This window comes from Asaia krungthepensis NRIC 0535, assembly GCF_025995175.1.
GTDB lineage: Bacteria > Pseudomonadota > Alphaproteobacteria > Acetobacterales > Acetobacteraceae > Asaia > Asaia krungthepensis.
On the sequence record NZ_BAPV01000061.1, the window covers coordinates 213,110 to 232,618 of the forward strand.

Genomic DNA, 19,509 nt, shown 5'->3' on the forward strand with positions numbered 1-19,509 from the left:
GATTGAGGCAGATCAGGCGTTGTGGTTGCGCGCCGGGGCCTCAAGTTCTTTTGCAATGGTCTGCAGGATCAGGCAGCAGGAGGTTGCACCGGCATCGAGCACGCCGCGTGACCGCTCGCCCAGTCGGCTGGCGCGGCCGATACGGGCCACCAGATCGATCGTGGAGTCACGACCGCGTTCTGCCGCTTCCGACATCGCGATCAGGGCCTGCTCGAACGACTTGCCGTCATCCAGCGCCTTGTGGAAGGCTTCAACCGAAGGCTGCAGCGTATCGACAAGGGTCTTGTCACCCACGCGGGCATTGCCAAGGCTGTTGATCCCGGCCAGCGCCCCGTCGAGCATCTGGGCGAAGAGCTTGCCGTCGAGGAACTCGACATTGCGCAGCGGGATCGCCATGCCTTCGAAGAAACGACCGTAGAGCGGGCCCATCGAGCCGCCGATACCGGCCATCAGAGAGTCGGAGAGGGCATCGAGACCCTTTTCCATGACCGGCGGATTGGCACCCAGAGCGTCACCGCAGCGGGCGAAGCCCTTGGCCATGTTGATGCCGTGATCGCCATCGCCGATCTTGCCGTCGATCTCGCTCAGCCAGTCGCGTGCCTTGACGATGGCATCGACCAGGGCCGGGATGACCTTCGTGGTTTCGGCAACGGGAATGCCGCTCTTGGGCACGTATTTCTCGCCCGTCGCGGTCTTGACCAGCGCCTCGACCGGTTCGGCCGTGGCGGTCGGGGCCTCGGCAGTCTGAACCTGTGCCGCACCGGCGCCGACGCGCACCAGACCGATGGACTCGGCGGGAGCCGCCATCAGGCGGTCCAGCTCTTCATCGGTCTTCATGATCGTCAGGGTGGCACCCTTCATCTCAAGCGAGGTGAAGAGATTGCCGACGAAACGATGCGCCACCTCAATGCCCTTCTCCTTCAGGAGATCGGCCACATCGGCATAGAGCACGTAGAGTTCGATGATCGGCGTGGCACCCAGACCCGAAAGCAGCACCGTCACGCGGTCGCCCTTCGTGAAAGGCAGGTCGGGCAGGATATGCTCGAGCATCAGCTTGGCGATGTCGCGCGACCGGCCGAGTTCCTGAACGGACACGCCGGGCTCGCCATGATGGCCGATGCCGACTTCCATGGTGCCGAGTTCGATCGAGAAATTCGGGTGGCCGTTGGCAACGATGGTGCAGGGCGTGAGGCCGACACCGATGGAGCGGGTATTGGCGATGGCCTTGCGGGCCACGGCGATCACCTCATCCAGCGAAGCGCCTTCTTCAGCGCGGGCGCCGGCAGCCTTCCACATCAGGATCTCGCCAGCCACGCCACGACGACGCTCTGCTTCGCTGGCCGGGGCCGATGCGACATCGTCGGTAGCGACCACCGTCTCGACCTTGATGCCTGCCTGCTGCGCGTCACGGGCTGCCATGCGGACATTCATCGTGTCACCGGCATAATTGCCGAAGAGACAGGCCACGCCGGCGCCGGTATCGGCTTCCTTCATGGCGTCGAGGAAGCTCACAGCCGTCGGGGAGGAGAAGATCTCGCCAATGGCAACGGAGTCCAGAAGGCCCGTGCCGACATAGCCGAGGAAGGCGGGCTCGTGACCCGAACCGCCGCCCGTGATCACGCCGACCTTGCGGCGGCCCGTGGTCTTGGCGCGCTTGACGACACGCGGGTTGGCCGTCTCGACGATGATATCCGGATGAGCAAGAAGCGCGCCGCGCACGCCGTCTTCGACTACGCCATCGGGATCGTTGAAAATGCGGTCCAGCTTGGGCCGTGCTGCGGGAGACTGTGACGAAGCGCCATCACCATGGCCGGTATGCGCTGCGTGAACGATTGAATGATCCATAATGGGCCCCATACTGCGTGCCGGGAAAACACCCTGTGTGCCCAAGAACAATAACCGTAACAGCCATTCTGAACGAAATCACACTAACGAGAGTGATATTCGTTACCTAATATGTAGGATTGAAATGCTCCTGAATGGCCAATCGGCTTCCTGACACCCCACCATTCCGAGAAATATGAAGTATTTGCAATGACTTACTGACAGACATCCCTCTCCGCGCTATCTTGCCGGGGCATTGGGGAGACTGCTCAGTTTCATGTCACAATGTTATGGTGCACGTCACATGAAGCGCAGACATGATTTAACACAGCCGCGAACGCCCTCTGGAGGACCTCGTCAGGGGGCAAGATCCGATTTCAGCGCAGGATCCTGCGACTGAAACCCCAGCCCAGGGCCAGGACAAGAGCATTGACAGCCAGGGCTGGCACACTCGGATTGAGGCCGCCGAGACTCGCCTGACTGGCTGCGAGGCCGAAGCCCGTCGCCAGCCCTGCCCCCAGCCCCCCAAGATAGAAAAGCGGCGCGACGCGCCAGCCCGCCACGCAGGCCAGCACGCCGGGCAGCATCTGGACCAGCCCGACATAAAAGAGCTTGTTGAGGGAGACGAGCAGCACCGGATGCATGGAGGCCGTCACAACAGCGAAGACCAGGTAGGTGGCAATAACCAGTAATCCCACCCGTTTCTGCTGTGCAGGCGGTACATGGGGCACGATATTGCGTGTGACGATGGCCGCAAGGCTGAGGCAGACGGAGCCCAGCCAGACCAGAGCCGTGAGGGCCACCGCGCCATAGACGATGCCCGCCACCCAGCCAGGCAGACTGCGGCTCGTCACAGCCAGGAAGATCTGATCCGGCGTACCGCCCAAACCGGCATGGGTCAGCCCGTAGGCTGCCACCACGAAAAGCAACGGAAAGAGTGCCATGTAAAGCGGCATCCAGATCTGCGCCCGACGGATCACGGCGGGGCTACGCGCCGAAAAAATGGCGGCCACCGCCTGTGGGGCGACGCAGAACCCTACGGCCTGCACGATAATCGTGCTCATGATCATGGCGCAGGCCGAACCGGCTGAACTCCCACCGGAAGACAGACTCTCGGCAAGGCTTCGGCTCTGCTCGGCGGGAAAATGCCAGAGCGTGAGCCCTGCCACCAGAAGAATGGCCAGAAGTACGAGCGTGTCCTTGAGGACAGAAATCAGCGCCGCCGCCCGTAATCCCGCAATGGCGACAAACAGGAACGCCATGAAGGCCGCGGAACCCGCAAGGACCAGTGGCGAAAAGCCAAGCCCCAGACGCGACAGCACGCCAGCGAGCCCGACAAACTGCATTGTGCCCATGGGCAGCATCAGCATGACCAGAACAAGGCCGGTCAGCGACTCCGCGACGCGGCTCCGGTAATGGGCACCCACCAGATCGGGGAGGGTAATGGCACTGCTGCGTCGCCCCGCCCGCCAGAGCGCCGGATAGAGAAAGAACCCGACCGGAAAGGCAAGCAGGATATACCCCACGAACCACAGCACAATATCGATCGACCCCGTTGCAGCAATGCCACCGGGGAAACCGAGCAGCGAGCCGATCGAATAGGTTTCCCCCACCGAAAGCAGAAAGAACAGCACGACACCAAACTGCCCATGGGCAGCAAAGAAGGCGCGCGGATCGGCCTCATGATGACCCCGACGCGAGACCAGGGCGAGACAGAGTGCCGCGAGCATGACGAGCCCGAAACCGAATACAATCATGCGTCCTCATCCGTCAGGCGCGACGCGATCAGGAGGCAGAGCGCAACAAGAGGAATACAGATAAAGAGCCAGATCACAGCGACCGGAATGCCCTCCAGCCGCCAGGAAGCCCCATAGAGAAACGGAACAGGCCCGAGCACGAGCAGGAAAGGCAGGAACAGTCCTACGATCAGGGGCATATTGCGGCGCTTGATCCTCCCTCTCACATGCCCGGTTCCGGCCAGGAGGTGATTGCAGCATCCCCATGACGCTCGAACCAGCGAGCAAGCTGCATCGCCTTCAGATCCTCGAAGCGATCGGTCACGATCTGCACCCCGATCGGCATGGTCCGGCCGTCGAAACCCGGGCCGAACCCGGCATTCAGGCAGATGGCAGGTTGTTCGGTAAAATTCCAGGGCAGGGTATAGGCAATATGCTCGAAAGGCCTGTTTGCCGGATCATCGAGCGGCGAAGACCATTCCGCCGGAAAGGAAACATTGGGCGTTACGGGCGAAATCACCGCGTCGAGCCCGTCGAACAGGGCCGCCCCTCTCTGCCGCAGGGTAAAGCTCCCGCTCATGCCCCGCACCGCTTCCACACCGCTGACCTCCGCCCCGGTTCGTGCCCATGCGAGAATGGCGGGAAGAACCCGCGCCCGCGCTTCGGGGGAAAGACGGCTCAACTCCCCCCAGGCGCGCGCACGCCAGAACACATCGCATCCGTCGAGCAGCGAACGGTCGAGAATAGGCCCCACCGGTACAAGGCGCGCGCCATGCGCTTCAAAAAGCGTCGCAGCCCGTTCCACGGCCTCCGCCACCGGGGCTTCCAGCGCCATGCCGCATCCAGCCTCCATCATCACGCCAATCCGTAATCCGGCCACACCCGTGATCGGCTGTGCCCAGTCGATCGCCTGATAGGGCAGGCTTGTCGCATCGCGTCGGTCGGGCCGGGTGATCACCGCCATGATCTCGGCCGCATCCTCTACGCAACGCGCCATCGGCCCTGCGCATCGCCCGAGATAATAGGGATCGATGGGAATACGCCCCTGGCTTGGCTTGAACCCGATAAGCCCGGTCCAGGCGGCGGGCAAACGCACCGACCCACCAATATCCGTGCCGATATGGACGGGCCCATATCCGGCAGCGGCTGCAGCAGCAGCGCCCGCGCTCGATCCGCCGGGATTGGCTGCCAGATTCCACGGATTGCGTGTCAGTTCATGAAAACTGGATATGCCCGACGACAACATTCCGATATCCGGCACTGTGGTACGCGCGAAAATCAGCGCGCCTGCCTCGCGCAGGCGTGCCGCGACCGGTGAGTCGGCTCTCGCCGGGACGAGCGTTGTGGCGGCTGAGCCCTGAGGCACAGCCACGCCCTGGGTTGCGATCAGTTCCTTGACCGTCGCGGGAATCCCGTCGAGCGCGCCTATAGGCCTGTTATCACGCCAGCGCTTTGTGGAAAGATCGGCCTCCTGTCTCGCCATCTCGGGCTCAAGATGCCAAAGCCCGCCCAGAGGGGGCGTCGCCGCCTGCCACGCCGCGATACGGGTCAGAACGGCTTCGATCGCATCGCGCGGCGTGAAACTACCCGCGGAGAACCCTGCGCGCAGCGCGCCGATGGAGAGATCATGCATCAGTAATGCGCTCCGAAACGCAGACCATAGACACCGGGCATGCCTGACAGGGCGATGTTATCTCCTGTCAGGAAGAAATTGCGCGTCACGTCATATTTCTTGTCGAGGATATTATTGCCGAACGCGCTCAGGCTCCACCATCCATCATGCGGCGCAAAGGATGCCGTTGCGCCCCACAGCGTGTAGCCTGCCACATCGTAGAGGGACCCGAAAAGGGAACGATAGGTCGAACGCAGGCTGTAATTGAGCCCCAGACTCGCCTCATAGCCTCCCATGCGCCAGCGATAGACCGCCGAGCCATTGAAGGTGAGCTTCGGGGCGGGGAGCGAGACCCCTTTCTTGTTCTGCGTGACCGGCACGAACACGCCATTGACACGCGTCGCGGCATAGACGGCGTCAAATCTGTCGAACTGGCCGACGGCCCACCCGCCAGACTGGGTGAGCATGAGCCCCTTGAGCGGGGACCAATCAGCCTCGAATTCACCACCCGCCAGATGGGAGCGCGGCGCATTGGCGATGGCCCCGATCAGACCCGTCTGACTATTGACCGCCGCAGAGAGCACTTGCTGGTCGTGATAGTCGTAATAGAAGGCCGAGACATTCAGGCGCAGATGGGCGGCAGGAATATCGAGCTTGTTGCCGATCTCATAGGCCAGAAGCTTTTCGGGCTGATAAGGATTCGAGGAAGCCTGGGCATTGGTCGTGTTATAGGTCGTGTAGCCGCCTGAGTTGATCCCGCGAGAGACGGAAACATACAGCAGGTCATGCGGCGCCAGATCATAATGAAGCGCCACTTTCCATGACGGAAGGGTGTAATCCAGCGTGCGCCGCGCCACCCGGTTACCGGGATTGAGCACATTGCCAGCAAGATCGTAGGTGAACGCCTGATAATCATGCAGATCGCGTGATTCGTGCTCGACACGCACGCCGCCCACCAGACGCAATCGGTGCAATAGCTTGAGGGTACCCTGACCGAACCCGCTGATCGTGTTGACCTTGGTGCTGTAAAAGACGCCACGATCAAGGCCCGTGGCATCGGTAAACCCGGAATAATACTGATCGGCCAGATATTCATTGCCGTAATAGACACCAGCGACCCAGTCGAGGCGCTTGCCGGGGGTAGAGACCAGACGCAGCTCATCCTGAAACACATTGGCGCGGCTGTTGAACGCGACATCGGCCAGAGCAAGAGCAGAGGCGTCGAAATTGTCATATTCCCGGCGCGAGGACACGTCATAACTCGCGAGGTTACTGAGCGTCGCGAAGGACAGGCTCTGATCGAGTTTGAAGCTTGTCCCGCCCGTATCGATATGATGATAGGGCTTGTCGCCGGGTGAAATACCTATCAGGCGCGCGAAGCTCGTCGATGTTCCCCAGCGCGTGATATCGCGCTCATGATCCTGCGGGAAAACCGGTGCCCCCGGACGATAGACCGCTTGGGTTGTCTGCGGCGCAAAGAGGTGCAGCCCCGCCCCATCGGACCGGTCGATGCTGCCATGCAGATCGAGCGCCGCCTTGAGCCTGTCGGTAACCTGCATGTCGGTCAGCCAGCGCAGAGCCGTGCGGTCCGTGGCGCCCAGATGGGCGCCCGCCCCGTCATATTGCCAGGCGCCGCCCTGCTGGCTCTCACCCGCGAGGCGCATGCGCACATGAGCGGTGACCGGACCTGAAAGGAAGAAATCGTATTTCTGAGCACTGAAGGAGCCGATCTGCACGTCGGCCCCGGCGGCCAGATGATCGGTCGGCTGGTTGAACACGTAATTGATTGCACCGCCCGTGGTGTTGCGTCCGTAAAGCGTGCCCTGAGGGCCGCGCAGCACCTCGACACGGGCAACATCGAACATCAGGCCGTTACTGGCCCAGGGCACGGGTATCGCGACCCCATCCATCGTCACGCCCACCGGCGACACATTCGATGAACCGTAATCCTGGTGACCCACACCGCGTATCTCGAAATCGGGCTGGCCGGAGCCGAATTGCGGCGTCACCTGCAAGGAGGGCGTCAGATATTGCAGATCGAACACCGAATTCACATTGCGCGCAGCCAGCTCCCTACCGCTGATCACACTCAGCGACGTGGCAATCTTCTGCGGGTTTTCCCGTCGATGCTCGGAGGTGACGGTGATCTGTTCCAGACCCGGCTGACGAACTGCCGAGGCCGCTTTCCGGTCGCTCACGGGGCGCGACCCGGGGGGAGTCACCCGCACAGGGTGCGCCGTGGAGGAGGACGCTCGCGAGGAGTGCGATGGGCCGTGCGTGTCAGAGCTCCCGTCAGAAACACCGGGGGGGACAGAAGCAAGCGCAGCGCCCCCTTTCATGACGAGGGCTGCGATAATCAGAGGTCCATATGCCGTAATGGGCCCGATACGCCTCATGCCGCTTCCCTCCGTCCAATACGATTCGTTTTCGTAATGATAGGGCAGGGGAAAACAGAGTTACAATACGCAATGCAGGCGATCTGACCGGTCCTTCCGTGATCCATTGACCATCAGAAGGTTCTAACCGCGTCTTGGGAGAATAGGCCAGCAACCGGACAATGGAGTTCCCTCCACCCCTGCTGGCAAAACCGGCCCAGCGTTCCTCGCAGGCCCGGCGGAAGAATGCACAGGGCTGGCTTCGGTACCTCCGTCAGCACACGGCTCAGAGTTCGGCCCATTGCCGCAGCAGATTGTGATAGGTGGAGGTCAGCCCCAGCACGCCAGGATGATCATCGGGCAGGGTCTTGCGGGTCTCGATGATCGATCTGTCGAAATCGTAAAGCAGGGCGCGTCTGGTATCATCGCGCACCATGGACTGACTCCAGAAAAACGACGCCCAGCGCGAACCGCGCGTCACTTCACTGACACTGTGCAAACTGGTCGAAGGATAGACCACCATATCACCGGCAGGCAGCTTCACGCGCTGCTCGCCATAGGTATCCTGAACGACCAGTTCGCCCCCATCATATTCCTCCGGCCCGGTAATGAAGAGGGTGGAAGATACATCGGTCCGGATACGGAAGCCGCTATCGGGGATCGGCCGTATGGCATTATCCACATGCGCGCCGAATTTCATCCCGACATCATAGCGGTTGAAGAGCGGCGGAAACACACGCAACGGCAATGCGGCACTGTTGAAAACGGGATTACGCCCGAGTGCCCTCAGCACGATCTCGCCAAGCGCGCGCGAGGTTTCCGAATCCTGCGGAACCTGCAGATTATGCTTGGCCTTGGCCGATTGCTGCCCGGCGGTCACCTTGCCGTCCAGCCACGCCGCGCGTTCAAGCGTTTCACGGCAGTGACGCAGCTCTTCCGGCGTCAGGACATTGGGAATGTGAACCAGCATGCGCGCTCTCCTGTGCAATCGAGTTCTTGTAATTGAGAATGAATCTGATTAACACATCTCAAGCCCACGGTTACACCCCGTAACAAGAACAGGTCACGCCCTAGGGGCGGAAGCCCTGACGAAACCAGGAGAGCCCCATGGCTGCGCCCACTGGCGATCTCGCCTCCCTTCCCTTCACCCCATGGGAAATGTTCCTGGGGGCAGGCCCTGTCGTGCGCTGCGTCATGATGCTCCTCATCATCGCCTGCGTCATCAGCTGGGCGGTTTTCGTCGCCAAGGTGGTCGAGGTGATGCGTGTCCAGCGTGCGCTCGCGCGGGCCGAACTGACGCTGGAAGAGGCGCCGACCCTGTCCGCCTCGCATGATCTCTGCCCCGATATCGGCATCGTGAGGGCATTGCTTCTGGCCGCCTCGAATGAATGGACGCGCTCGGCCGACGTGCTGGAAGACCGAGAGGGGCTCAAGGAGCGCATCATGCTTCATCTCGAGCGCCTTGAAGCTGCAGAAGGCCGCCGCCTCATGAGGGGGACGGGCATTCTGGCCACAATCGGCGCAACCGCACCTTTTATCGGTCTGTTCGGGACGGTCTGGGGGATCATGACCTCCTTCACGGGCATTGCCGCCACCAAGGCGACCAGCCTGGCCGTCGTGGCCCCCGGCATTGCCGAAGCCCTGCTTGCCACGGCGCTCGGGCTCGTGGCTGCCATTCCCGCCGTAGTGATCTATAATTTCCTGTCGCGTCAGTGCCTTGGCTGCAAGGCTCAGGTAGGAGACCTGACGGCGCTCATCCTGCGCCTCGTCTCCCGAGATCTCAGCCGACTGCATGTTCAGGGTGGGGGCGGACAGGTACTCCGCTTCGCCACCCCGCGCGCCGAGCAGGCGGGACGCTGACCATGGCGCTGCGCATGCGCCATGCCGATGATACGGCACTCGATGCCCATGAGCTGAATGTAACGCCGCTCATCGACGTCATGCTGGTGCTGCTCGTGATCTTCATGGTCACGGCGCCGCTGAGCACGGTGAACGTTCCTGTCGATTTGCCCTCATCGACCGAGAAACCAGCGCCACGCCCTGCCAATCCGATTTTCGTGACCGTCAAGGCTGATCACAGCCTTGCTCTTGGCGAGGAAGACATCAGCAATGATGCGCTGCCTGCGAAGCTGATGACGCTCACCAACGGGCATAAGGACGAGCGCATCTTTCTGCGCGCTGACAAGACAGTGGATTACGAGACGCTGATGAAGTCCATGGATCTCCTGCGCAAGGCGGGGTTCCTCAAGGTGGCGCTCGTCAACCTGCAGGGGCAGGAGGAGGGCGACGCGCCGTGACCGCAAGGGATTTCCGCACGCCCCTGCCCGCCGCGCTGCCCGGCCCTTCCCTGTCGGAAGGGTCCCTCTCCTTCCGCGCAGTCTATCAGCGTCACCAGCAGATCGAGGCGCAACGCCAGCGTCGGGTCGGCGGATGCTCCACTGCGGCGATCATCGTGGCAACCGGGCTCGGGCTATGGGCGGTGGCGCAGTTGCGCCCCGCCACGCCCCCGCCCTACGCGCCGCCTCCCGCGGCCATTGCCATCGATCTCGCCCCTGAACCCGCCAGTGTACCAAGCCCGCCGGAGCAAAAGCCGCCCGGACCGCCCCAGATCGCCACGCCGGAGCCTCCTGCACCCGAAAAGCCGCCCGAGGTGATGGCACCGCCCTCTCCCGCGCCGCTGCCCCCCGTGCCAGTTCCGAAAAAGATCAAGGTCGAGCCCGTGCGCCGCAAGGTCACGCCCTCGCCGCCTGTGCCCAAGCATCTTCCGCCGCCCGTACCGACCCAGTCCACGGCGGATACGGCACCGCCCCCCTCGGATGCGCCGCCTTCGACCGTTTCGGCTACAAACGCCAAGGGCGAACCGTCGACACGCGAGGCTTCGGCAGCGAAAGCGAGCTGGCAAGGCACCCTGCTGGCACGGCTGGAGCGTTTCAAACGCTATCCGGCCAAGGCGCAGTCGGAGCATCAGGAAGGCACCGTGATGCTGCGCTTCACCATGGATCGCAAAGGCCATGTGCTTTCAGCGGTGCTCGTCCGCCCGACCGGCTATGCGCTTCTGGATGAGGAAACCCTGGCGCTTGTGCGCCGCGCCGAGCCATTGCCCAGTCCACCCGATACGATCACCGGTGCTACGCTCACCCTGACCGTGCCGGTCGAGTTCTATATGGAGGAACGCTAGGAGCGCAGCCTCTAGACGACGCTGCAGCGCTGGGCATCCAGGCCTCGAACATGAAGACACCGAGCACGGGGGCGCCGGGAATGGACACACGGGGCGCGTGGACGTCTCTCGGAATCCCTCGCCTCCTGCCCGCAGCTTCGCAGCAGGCGGTCATGTAGGCACCGATTATCGCGTTGATCACATCTTGGCATGATATGATCACAACTTGCCGTACACCCGATCCCGAAGACTGCCGTGTTCTTGCAAGCAGGGGCTCGAGCCATCAGAATGCCGCAGCATGATGGCATTGAATCCCGAGAGTTTTCCATGGTCCTGACGGAGGCTCCTCCCCCCGCTGGCACGACATCGTCGAGCGGCAAGGCCCTGAACGGGGCAGCGCAGTATCAGACTGTGTTGCAGGAAAAGACCCTCTGCCTCGTGCTGACCGGCTCATGGCGCAGTCACGATGCTGCCCTCCCGACCTTGTCGGACAAGGAGCTTTCAGCAGCAGGGGCGACCATGATAAGCTGCGACACATCGGGCATCACCGATTGGGATACCGGGCTCGTCGCCTTTCTCTGGGATGTCCGTCGAGGCTGCGATGCAGCGAGAGTACGCTTCGACATGGCGGCGCTTCCGCATCCCATGCAGCAATTGCTCGATCTGCTGCCTGAGCAGACCGCACCGGTCATCCCTGCACGCAGAACCCGAACGCCGTTTCTGGAGAAGATTGGGATCCGGGCCGAAGCGGTTCTGGCCGAGATCGGCATTGTCGCCGGTCTGGCAGGACGGACGACCCTTGCCGGATATCGCTCCCTGTTTCGCAAGGGGGGGCTACGCAGCAGCGACCTGCTGAGCGATCTGTTCAATGCGGGCCCTTCCGCCCTGCTGATCGTAGGCGTGGTCAATTTTCTTGTCGGGGCCATTCTCGCCTTCGTCGGCGCGGTTCAGCTCCAGAAATTCGCCGCAGGCATCTATGTGGCGAGCCTCGTGGGGATTGCGACGGTGCGTGAGATGGCGGCCGTCATGACCGCCATCATCATGGCAGGACGCACCGGTGGCGCGTATGCCGCGCGCATCTCGACCATGCAGGGTAATGAGGAAATCGATGCGCTGAAGGTTTTCGGCATATCCGTGTCTTCTTACCTCATCCTCCCTGCCGTGCTTTCTCTCGTCGTCACCATGCCGTTTCTGTATCTTTACGGCTGTCTGATCGGCATGCTGGGCGGTTATGTCGTCGCCATTTCGATGCTCGACATCACGAGCCTCGGCTATTTCCACCAGACCGTGATCGCATTCGGCATCAGCCAGTTCTTTTTCGGCTTCATCAAGAGCATCGTTTTCGGCGCGTTTATCGGGCTCACGAGCTGCCGTATCGGCCTCAAGGCGGGGCGTTCTGCGGCCGATGTCGGTATTGCGGCCACCCGTGCCGTGGTGATCGGCATTGTCGGCGTGATCGCGCTCGATGCCATCTTTGCCGTTATCGCCAATAGCGTGGGGATCTGATCCATGAGTGACGATCCGATCATGACCATGCAGGGGGTGACGCTCGGCTTCGGGCCGAAAATCATCCAGTCCGACATCGATCTCTCCGTGCGACGAGGCAGCATCTTTGCTGTGATGGGCGGCTCCGGCTGCGGCAAATCGACGCTGCTCAAGAGCATGATCGGCCTTCTTCGCCCCAAATCCGGCAGTTTTCATGTGGGCATGCAGGATTACTGGGCGGGCTCCGATGCCCAACGCACTGAGATCAATCATCGCTTCGGCGTCCTGTTCCAGAGCGGCGCGCTGTGGAGCTCCATGACAGTGGGCGAGAACGTCGCTCTGCCACTGCAGATGTTCACGAGGCTAGACGCACGCGCCATCAGACGTCTGGTGGAACTCAAGCTGGCGCTCGTCGACCTTCAGGATGCCATCGATTTGACCCCAGCCGAAATCAGCGGCGGCATGCGCAAACGCGCCGGACTGGCACGCGCTCTCGCCCTCGACCCCGATATCCTGTTCTTCGATGAACCCTCTGCCGGACTCGATCCCATCACCTCGGCGCGGCTGGATGATCTGATCCTGAATTTGCGCGACGGGCTTGGCGCCACCATCGTGATCGTGAGCCACGAGCTGCCGAGCCTGTTCACGATTGCCGATGACGGAATTTTTCTCGACGCGCTGACGAAGCGTCCCATCGCCCACGGATCACCGCGTCATCTGCGCGACAACAGTACAGACCCGCAGGTTCATGCCTTCATGAACAGGCAACGCAATGAAGAAGGAAGCGCATCATGAACAGACAGGCCCTCGTCGGTGCGTTCGTTCTCGGAGGCCTGGCGCTCATGATCAGCGCCTTCGTCTTTTTCGGTAATTTTCACCCTTTCACCCACATGGATCGGGCGGTCCTGATTTTCCGGGGGTCGACCAACGGGCTATCCGTGGGGGCGCCGGTCAATTTCCGGGGTGTCCAGGTGGGCGCGGTCGATCGAATCGCGATCGAGTATGATCCCAAGACCCGTGAAGCCTATATCCCGGTCTATGTGACACTCAGACGCGACGATATCCTCGTAGCTGGTGAGAAACACGGTCATCTGCCCAGCCTGCATGATCTGGTCGATCATGGCCTTCGGGGCGAGATGAACCTCAAGAGCTTCGTGACCGGCACCTCGCAGATCGATCTCGATATCTCCCCCGGCACCCCGGCCGTGCTCCATCCCGAACTGACGGATGTGACCGAGATTCCGACACGCCAATCCTCTATCCAGGCCATCACCAATACCCTGACTCATCTCCCTCTGCGCAAGCTCAGCGACGATGCCTCGGCCACGCTCGCGATCGTCCATCATCTGGCCGAAACGCTCGATCAGCGCCTGCCGGCCCTGGCTGATAGCGTTCAGGCCACATCCGACCATAGCCGTGAAACAGTGGATGCGGCGCACCAGATGATCACCACGCTCCAGCCGCAACTGCTCCATACGCTGCAAAGCGTCGACCGCCTTGCCAGCACCGGGACCGAACAGCTCTCCGCCCGCGGGCAGGAACTGCATCTGCTGCTTCAGAACAGCCGCAGCACCATGGACACGGCCAACAAGACGCTGACCAACCTGCAAAGCATGACCTCGCCGCGCTCGATGGATCGCGCCAATCTGGACTCCGCCCTGCGTGACATCGCCTCGGCAGCAGCCGCCTTGCGCGGCTTCGCCAATGACGTCGAGCGCAACCCGCAACTTCTCCTGACAGGACGCCGCCAATGAGATTGCACCATTTTTTTCCTGCGATCGCTCTGGGGCTGCTTTCTGCCTGTGCTTCCGCACCGGTCCAGTTCTACACGCTTGCGCCCGTGGCGGGGCCAGTCGCGACACCACCGCGCAATGCAACTGTGGTCTATGTTCCGCGCGTGGTCATGCCGGATTATCTCGACACCCAGGATATTCTCGTACGCGACGATAGTCGTCTTCTGCGCAGCAGCAATGGTCGCTGGGCCAGCCGCCTCTCCCAGTCGGCGACCGACCTGATTGTCGCGCGCCTGTCCCGGGACTGGCCGCAGGCAATGGTGACCGCCTATGCGCCGGTGGAGACACCCGACTCACGACTCAGCATCACCATGGAGCGTCTGGATATGACGAGCGATGGCAAGGCTGTGGTTCTGGCAAGCTGGACACGCCTGCCCCGCGACGAAACGCGTCCTGTCCGTCAGGGACGCAGCATGGAAAGCGTACAGGGCAGCGTTGCAACGGATCAGGAGAAGGCCGCCCTGCTGCGTCAGCTTTTCGAGAAGCTGGCAGATCGTATCGCCACTGAGTCGGCAGGCTGAACCGACGGGACAAGCCGACAGGCCGGCCCATCCGGGCCGGCGCATGGCCCTGGGATCGGGCAACGCTGCGAGCAGATACTCCCTGCTTTCTCTCCCGAATGACGGGAAGGCAATCAGGCGCGGCACAAGATCTGCTCTGTATCCCGGTGGAACTCCCGGGTCGGAGAACACCCCCTCCGCCCCGAGGCCAAGAGCCTACTCGGCAGATCATGAACTTCTCTCTCTTTCCGGGAGAGAGCTTCCTCAGAACGCCGCCTGAATGCGACTCCCGATGGAATTGATCGACCGGCCCTTACTGTTGACGGTGCCGACCGTCTGCGCGCGCGTGGCGTCGATATGGCTGTATTGGAGCTGAATGCGGTAATGACGGTTTAGATACCAGTTGAGCCCGCCTGACCACACGGTCTGCACCCCACCGCGCACACCCCCGGTGACCGATGCGGGCTGATCCTTGAGAATATTGCTGTTGAAATCCATCACGCTCCAGCGGCCGACCAGCTCAAGCGCACCCCACTGGTTGTTCCAGAGATCGAAATCTTCCTTGGGCGCAGGCGCGGAAAACGCCGCATCCTTGGGGCTGTAGCGTCGCGTCTGCCCGAAAAGCGTATAGCTGCCCGCAACGTAATAGCCGTCAAACCCCAGATTGGGCGCGGGGCCCTTGCGACGTGCATCGTCGTCGCGTGTGACGCCGATATGGTAATATTCCGCCTGGATGAGTGCCTTGTCGTAGCGCAACGCGATTTCCGGCCCTGCTGCCCAGACCTTTCCAATGTCGGCAATCGTGCCGGTCGAGACGAGACGCTCATTGGTCAGACGTGTTTCCGGTCGGTCCGTCAGGGCCAGAACACGCCCCTGGGAGGTCTGGTTACGCTTGAATGAGGCTGTGCTGGACACACCAAGATGCAAATCGACCAGCTTGGTGGCAATCGGACGCCCGGCTACACGCAACAGGCCACCGATATGGCTGTCAGAGAGGGTCGGATCGGTTGTCCGATCGCCATAGGTCTGGCCGGTCAGATAGGCACCCAGATACCAGCGATTCTGGTGGGTGCGTCCACCCAGACTCATGCGGGCATCACCCGCCGCAATCTGGCGCACCACTTCGGAAATCGAAGCGCGCTCCATGAGAATGAACCCGTTTGAGGATTCAGAGTCCTGCATGGTCACGCGCGGCTGATAATAACCGAAGGTGAATTGGGAGTTGTGAACGCCGCTATAGACGATATTGGCTTCATAGAGCCCCGCCGTGCCATCGACCGTGCGCCCCCATTCGGGCGTGAGATTCGCGAGCAGATTGCCATAGCGCCATGTCAGGGGCAGACGCAGGCGTCGCGCATTCTCGTTCATTTTCGGGAAGCGACCCGTCTGCCCATCTGCCGCGCCGCCCGATGATGGAAAACCCCCGATATCGAAATGCATGACGAGCCCGACCGAGAAGGCATAGAGCCCGTCACTGGATGCGATGGTCGGTCGACCTGCCGGAAAGCCGATCCGTATGCCCCCGATATCGACGGTTTCCGCCGAGCGGGTCGCGCGACGGAAATCGGCAAATGACATGTTCAGACCGTGATCGGGCGGCGGAATGAGGTGCGTGTCATAAGCGACCTGTGGATTGGAAGGCCGCCCCGCGCGCCGTATGATCGGAGACGACGCCAACTGCACCAATGCATCCTCGACAGCCCCCTTGCCCTGCACCATGGACGTTTCTGCGGAGGCAGGAACGGGGGGCGCGCCGGAGGAGACTGTGCCGGAAGGCGAAGCCGAGGATTGCTGAATCGCGCTGTTGCTTGCCAGTGCCGTAGCCGCCGAAGCGCCCGAAGAGGGCAGCGCTCGCAGGATTTTCCCACCCGGCGCGGCGTTTTCGCCCTGGGCAATGCCGGATCGGGCAGGTTTGGCTGGCGCCGATGTCACTTGGACCGGTTTGGCTTGAGCCAGTTCGAACTTGCGCCTCATGGCGCGCTCTTTGACGAGCTCGCGCCTCAGATCGCTGATCTGACCCTGCATCTGCACGCGCATCTCGAGCATTTCGCGTCTCAGGGCCGCAATATCATCTGACTGACCTGCCGCCAGGGCAGAAACAGGAATCGCCGTGCTGCCAAGGAGCAGAGAAAGAACCAGTAAACGCGCGCGCATAAATCGACCGAACTCTGAATTAAGCTATGGTGCGCGCTGCTATAACTGAGCCTCTTCCCCATTGGGCCGCCTGTTTTATGACAAAGAACGACCCACCCTCCCGAGAATTGTGATCCGCAAACATCCAGACTGTCTCAGACCGGTTCTCCCAAAACCTTCCGTCGGGCGAAAGTGCGGAGCCTCTGACGAGAACAGGCCAGTCGGCTCGCTGCATTCAGGAAGAAGCTGCGCCCTCTGCTTCAGGTTTTTCTTCCGAGAGAGGGAGGAAACGCATCGGGCAGCCATTCAGCTTACTCCGCAACCCTGCTGAAAACGGATAGGCCACGCGGCGTGCGCGCATGATGTTCCCCAAGGGCCTGTGGGCCGCCAGACCATGCCAGGGCGAAAAACTGAGCCTGTCGTCAATCTGGCGCGATTTTGCCTCGCTCCAGCTCGTCTGGGGCGGAAATTCGAGGCTTGCCACGACGTGAAACGGGCTTGTCGCCTCATTCCACTCTGTTGCCGCAGTCTCGATGGGATGGTCGTGCAGATCGCGGCAGAGCTGAGCGCGCAGACTCATACGCCCGCCTTCGCGGGCCATATCCAGCGCGACGGCGCGCCTGATGGCCGTCGGTTCCTGATCGATCGCGATGAGCGTGCCCGTCAGCCGTTTGAAACTCTCTGATTCCGGCACGAGATCGAGCTTGGCGACATGGTCGCCGTAACGCAGCGGCACCTGGGAATGGAACCTGTCCCCCAAAGGATGGGTCGGAATGAATCCGCCGAGCGCGTCGAGCGCGGCGCTTTCTCTTCCAAAGCGAGCGAGCGTTTTCTGTATGGCACGCAGCACACGTGACAAGGCCGCCTTTGCCCCCTCTGCCCTGTCCGTGGTCAGCGCCAGAACGCGCAGGTTTTTCAGAAAGCCTTCGGCGTCGGGCGCACCGAAAACCGTACCATTGGCAAACAGGAAGTCCTGCACCGCGACCCCCTGATTATCAGGAAGGAGCGTGCCCGGCACATCGTGGATCTTGAGTGCGAAACCGCGCGGTCCGGATACTGCATCACGCAGTGGATCGCCCGGAATGGCCGAGAGGCGCGCCGTCACGCGGTAGCGTGCGCTCTGCGCAAAAAGCCCCTGCGCCAGTTCGGGTGGCAGATTGGCCGGGATGGTCAGCGTGCCCTCGAGCAGCGCATGGCTTTTGGCATGGACACCACGGGACGCATGTCCAAGATCGCGATGCGTCGCCCTGACGATGCGCGCGAACACCCGGAGCAATGCTTTTTGCACATTTCGTTCTTCCAGGCGCGGTGTCTCGAGCGACTCAGAGTATTGCAAAGGAGGCTTCATCAGGGGGCGTCCGACGGAGAGGGAGGAGTTTGGCAGCCCTCTCAACCCAGGTCCCTGAACGAAGTTTCCGCGCGTTTTCTCAGGTCCGTTCGGGTGCGCGCTCGACAAATGCCATGTCGCCCAGATCCTTCAGCATCGCGGTATCGAGCGCGCCGAGATCCGTGACCCCCAGAAGCGCGAGGTCGCGAGAGAGTTCTGTGCTGAGAATGGATACGGCCTTATCCAGCCCTGCCCCGCCGGCCAGCGCACAGGCCTGAAGGAAAGGGCGGCCCAGCATGACCGCATCCGCACCGAGCGCCATGGCCTTCAGCACATCACCCCCGCAGCGGAACCCGCTATCGATCACCACGCTCATCGACCCTGCAGCCTTTTTGATTTCTCCAAGCACCTCGAGAGGCGCAACCGTAGAGTCCAGAAGACGTGCACCGTGATCCGAAATACCGATCCCATCCGCACCGATACGCGCCGCCTCTTCCGCGTCTTCAGGACGCAGAATGCCTTTGAGGATGAGCTTGCCTTTCCAGCGCGCGCGGATATGACGGATATGGTCCCAGGTGAAATGGGGCGATCCCCCCACAGCGGCGATCTCGTTGGAGAACAGCCCCGGCCCGCCCTGGGGACGGATATTGACGATCTTCGGATTTTTGTCGCGCAGGATGGTTCGTCCTAACGTGCCGAAGGTCCAGCCGGGATGGGTCATGCCCCCCAGAGTGGCGCGCAGATTGGGCCGGATGGGCATGGAGTACCCGGCGCGTGTCTCGGCAATGCGTTGTGCGGGGACCGGCACGTCGCAGGTGATGAGCAGAACGGGATAACCCGCGCTCTGCACACGGTCGATCATGCCATCGATGATCTCGAGATCGCTCGGCAGATAGGCTGCAAACCACGCGCGCGGGTTGATGCGGATAATCTCTTCCAGCGGGGTAAGCGAGTTGGCCGAGAGCGCGTAGAAGAGGTTGTGTCGCCGTGCCGCCGCCGCTTCGATACGGTCGGCATCATAGCGCGTCATGGCGGCGCCACCCGTAGGCGCGAAGCCGAAGGGCTGGTCGTATTCCTCACCAAAAAGCCTGATTTTCGTATCGAGTGAGGAGACATCGCGCAGGCGGTAGGGCCGCCACAGATAGCGTTGGAAAATGGCCCTGTTACGTCTCAGGCTGAGTTCGGAGCCCGCCCCGTTGCGTACATATTCATAGACGGCCTTGGGCAAATAACGCTTCACCGCCTTCTCGAAATCGGTGAGCTGATAGATATCTTGGAGGCGTCTTTTCGCCGTCATGGACATGGTCAAACTCCGCTCTGGTGGCATGGGGTCCCGGGGCTACCCCGTTCTTGTTCAGTCAAAACGGCAAGCGTTGCCCGTTCGGCAGCCGGATCTGACGTCACGTTAATGTGAGGATGATCGATCCTCACCAGATATTGCCCTCGCACCGCCTAACATACGGAAAAACCTTGCAATGGTCGTTTCGGTTCATGAATATAAAATAATTTTACAAAGTATGTAGATGAACATTCGCACTTGACGCGACGTTGCTCCGCCACACAGCCA

General features: G+C 61.7%; 16 protein-coding genes. 7 read left to right on the forward strand and 9 right to left on the reverse strand.

Annotated features, from left to right (window positions below; all coding sequences use genetic code 11):
• Positions 1 to 12: 12 nt before the first annotated feature.
• The 6 genes from dhaL to AA0535_RS15175 all read right to left on the reverse strand — a co-directional run bounded on the left by dhaL (position 13) and on the right by AA0535_RS15175 (position 8,517).
• A complete protein-coding gene (gene dhaL / locus AA0535_RS15150) occupies positions 13 to 1,845 on the reverse strand; it encodes a dihydroxyacetone kinase subunit DhaL (protein WP_264817507.1) in 1,833 nt (610 codons plus the stop codon).
• A 356-nt stretch (positions 1,846 to 2,201) separates the two neighbouring features.
• The gene (locus AA0535_RS15155) at positions 2,202 to 3,581 is read right to left on the reverse strand and encodes an SLC5/6 family protein (protein WP_264817508.1); all 1,380 of its coding nucleotides are present in this window, start codon (positions 3,579 to 3,581) and stop codon (positions 2,202 to 2,204) included.
• Complete coding sequence (locus AA0535_RS15160) at positions 3,578 to 3,760, reverse strand: hypothetical protein (RefSeq protein WP_264817509.1); 183 nt, start codon at positions 3,758 to 3,760, stop codon at positions 3,578 to 3,580. The genes AA0535_RS15155 and AA0535_RS15160 overlap by 4 nt, the downstream gene beginning before the upstream one ends.
• A gap of 23 nt (positions 3,761 to 3,783) precedes the next feature.
• Complete coding sequence (locus tag AA0535_RS15165; RefSeq protein WP_264817510.1) at positions 3,784 to 5,193, reverse strand: amidase; 1,410 nt, start codon at positions 5,191 to 5,193, stop codon at positions 3,784 to 3,786.
• Complete coding sequence (locus tag AA0535_RS15170) at positions 5,193 to 7,370, reverse strand: TonB-dependent receptor (protein WP_264817511.1); 2,178 nt, start codon at positions 7,368 to 7,370, stop codon at positions 5,193 to 5,195. Before AA0535_RS15170 ends, AA0535_RS15165 begins: the two co-directional genes overlap by 1 nt.
• A 463-nt stretch (positions 7,371 to 7,833) precedes the next feature.
• Complete coding sequence (locus tag AA0535_RS15175; protein ID WP_264817512.1) at positions 7,834 to 8,517, reverse strand: Fe2+-dependent dioxygenase; 684 nt, start codon at positions 8,515 to 8,517, stop codon at positions 7,834 to 7,836.
• A 137-nt stretch (positions 8,518 to 8,654) separates the two neighbouring features.
• Between AA0535_RS15175 and exbB the strand changes: the two genes are divergently transcribed.
• From exbB to AA0535_RS15210, 7 genes are all read left to right on the forward strand, one after another.
• Entirely contained in the window at positions 8,655 to 9,407 is a 753-nt protein-coding gene (exbB, locus tag AA0535_RS15180; protein ID WP_264817513.1) for a tonB-system energizer ExbB, read from the forward strand.
• 2 nt (positions 9,408 to 9,409) lie between these two features.
• Positions 9,410 to 9,844, forward strand: a complete 435-nt coding sequence (gene exbD, locus AA0535_RS15185; RefSeq protein ID WP_127103241.1) for a TonB system transport protein ExbD — start codon at positions 9,410 to 9,412, stop codon at positions 9,842 to 9,844.
• Positions 9,841 to 10,725, forward strand: a complete 885-nt coding sequence (locus tag AA0535_RS15190; protein ID WP_264817515.1) for an energy transducer TonB — start codon at positions 9,841 to 9,843, stop codon at positions 10,723 to 10,725. Before exbD ends, AA0535_RS15190 begins: the two co-directional genes overlap by 4 nt.
• Positions 10,726 to 11,031: 306 nt before the next feature.
• Positions 11,032 to 12,210, forward strand: a complete 1,179-nt coding sequence (locus AA0535_RS15195) for an MlaE family ABC transporter permease (protein WP_264817516.1) — start codon at positions 11,032 to 11,034, stop codon at positions 12,208 to 12,210.
• Between the two features lie 3 nt (positions 12,211 to 12,213).
• Entirely contained in the window at positions 12,214 to 12,984 is a 771-nt protein-coding gene (locus tag AA0535_RS15200; RefSeq protein ID WP_264817518.1) for an ABC transporter ATP-binding protein, read from the forward strand.
• On the forward strand, positions 12,981 to 13,943 hold the full coding sequence (locus AA0535_RS15205; protein ID WP_264817519.1) for an MlaD family protein: 963 nt from the start codon (positions 12,981 to 12,983) through the stop codon (positions 13,941 to 13,943). Before AA0535_RS15200 ends, AA0535_RS15205 begins: the two co-directional genes overlap by 4 nt.
• Complete coding sequence (locus AA0535_RS15210) at positions 13,940 to 14,503, forward strand: PqiC family protein (protein WP_264817521.1); 564 nt, start codon at positions 13,940 to 13,942, stop codon at positions 14,501 to 14,503. Before AA0535_RS15205 ends, AA0535_RS15210 begins: the two co-directional genes overlap by 4 nt.
• 243 nt (positions 14,504 to 14,746) lie before the next feature.
• On the opposite strand, the gene AA0535_RS15215 is transcribed toward AA0535_RS15210, so the two are convergent.
• The 3 genes from AA0535_RS15215 to AA0535_RS15225 all read right to left on the reverse strand — a co-directional run bounded on the left by AA0535_RS15215 (position 14,747) and on the right by AA0535_RS15225 (position 19,245).
• Positions 14,747 to 16,636 (reverse strand): OprO/OprP family phosphate-selective porin, encoded by a 1,890-nt coding sequence (locus AA0535_RS15215; protein ID WP_264817522.1) that lies wholly within the window; start codon positions 16,634 to 16,636, stop codon positions 14,747 to 14,749.
• A gap of 214 nt (positions 16,637 to 16,850) precedes the next feature.
• Positions 16,851 to 17,903 carry a catalase family protein gene (locus AA0535_RS15220; protein WP_264817523.1) on the reverse strand — a complete coding sequence of 351 codons (1,053 nt, stop codon included), beginning with the start codon at positions 17,901 to 17,903 and terminating at the stop codon, positions 16,851 to 16,853.
• 139 nt (positions 17,904 to 18,042) lie between these two features.
• The gene (locus tag AA0535_RS15225; RefSeq protein WP_264817524.1) at positions 18,043 to 19,245 is read right to left on the reverse strand and encodes an alpha-hydroxy acid oxidase; all 1,203 of its coding nucleotides are present in this window, start codon (positions 19,243 to 19,245) and stop codon (positions 18,043 to 18,045) included.
• Between the last annotated feature and the right edge of the window lie 264 nt (positions 19,246 to 19,509).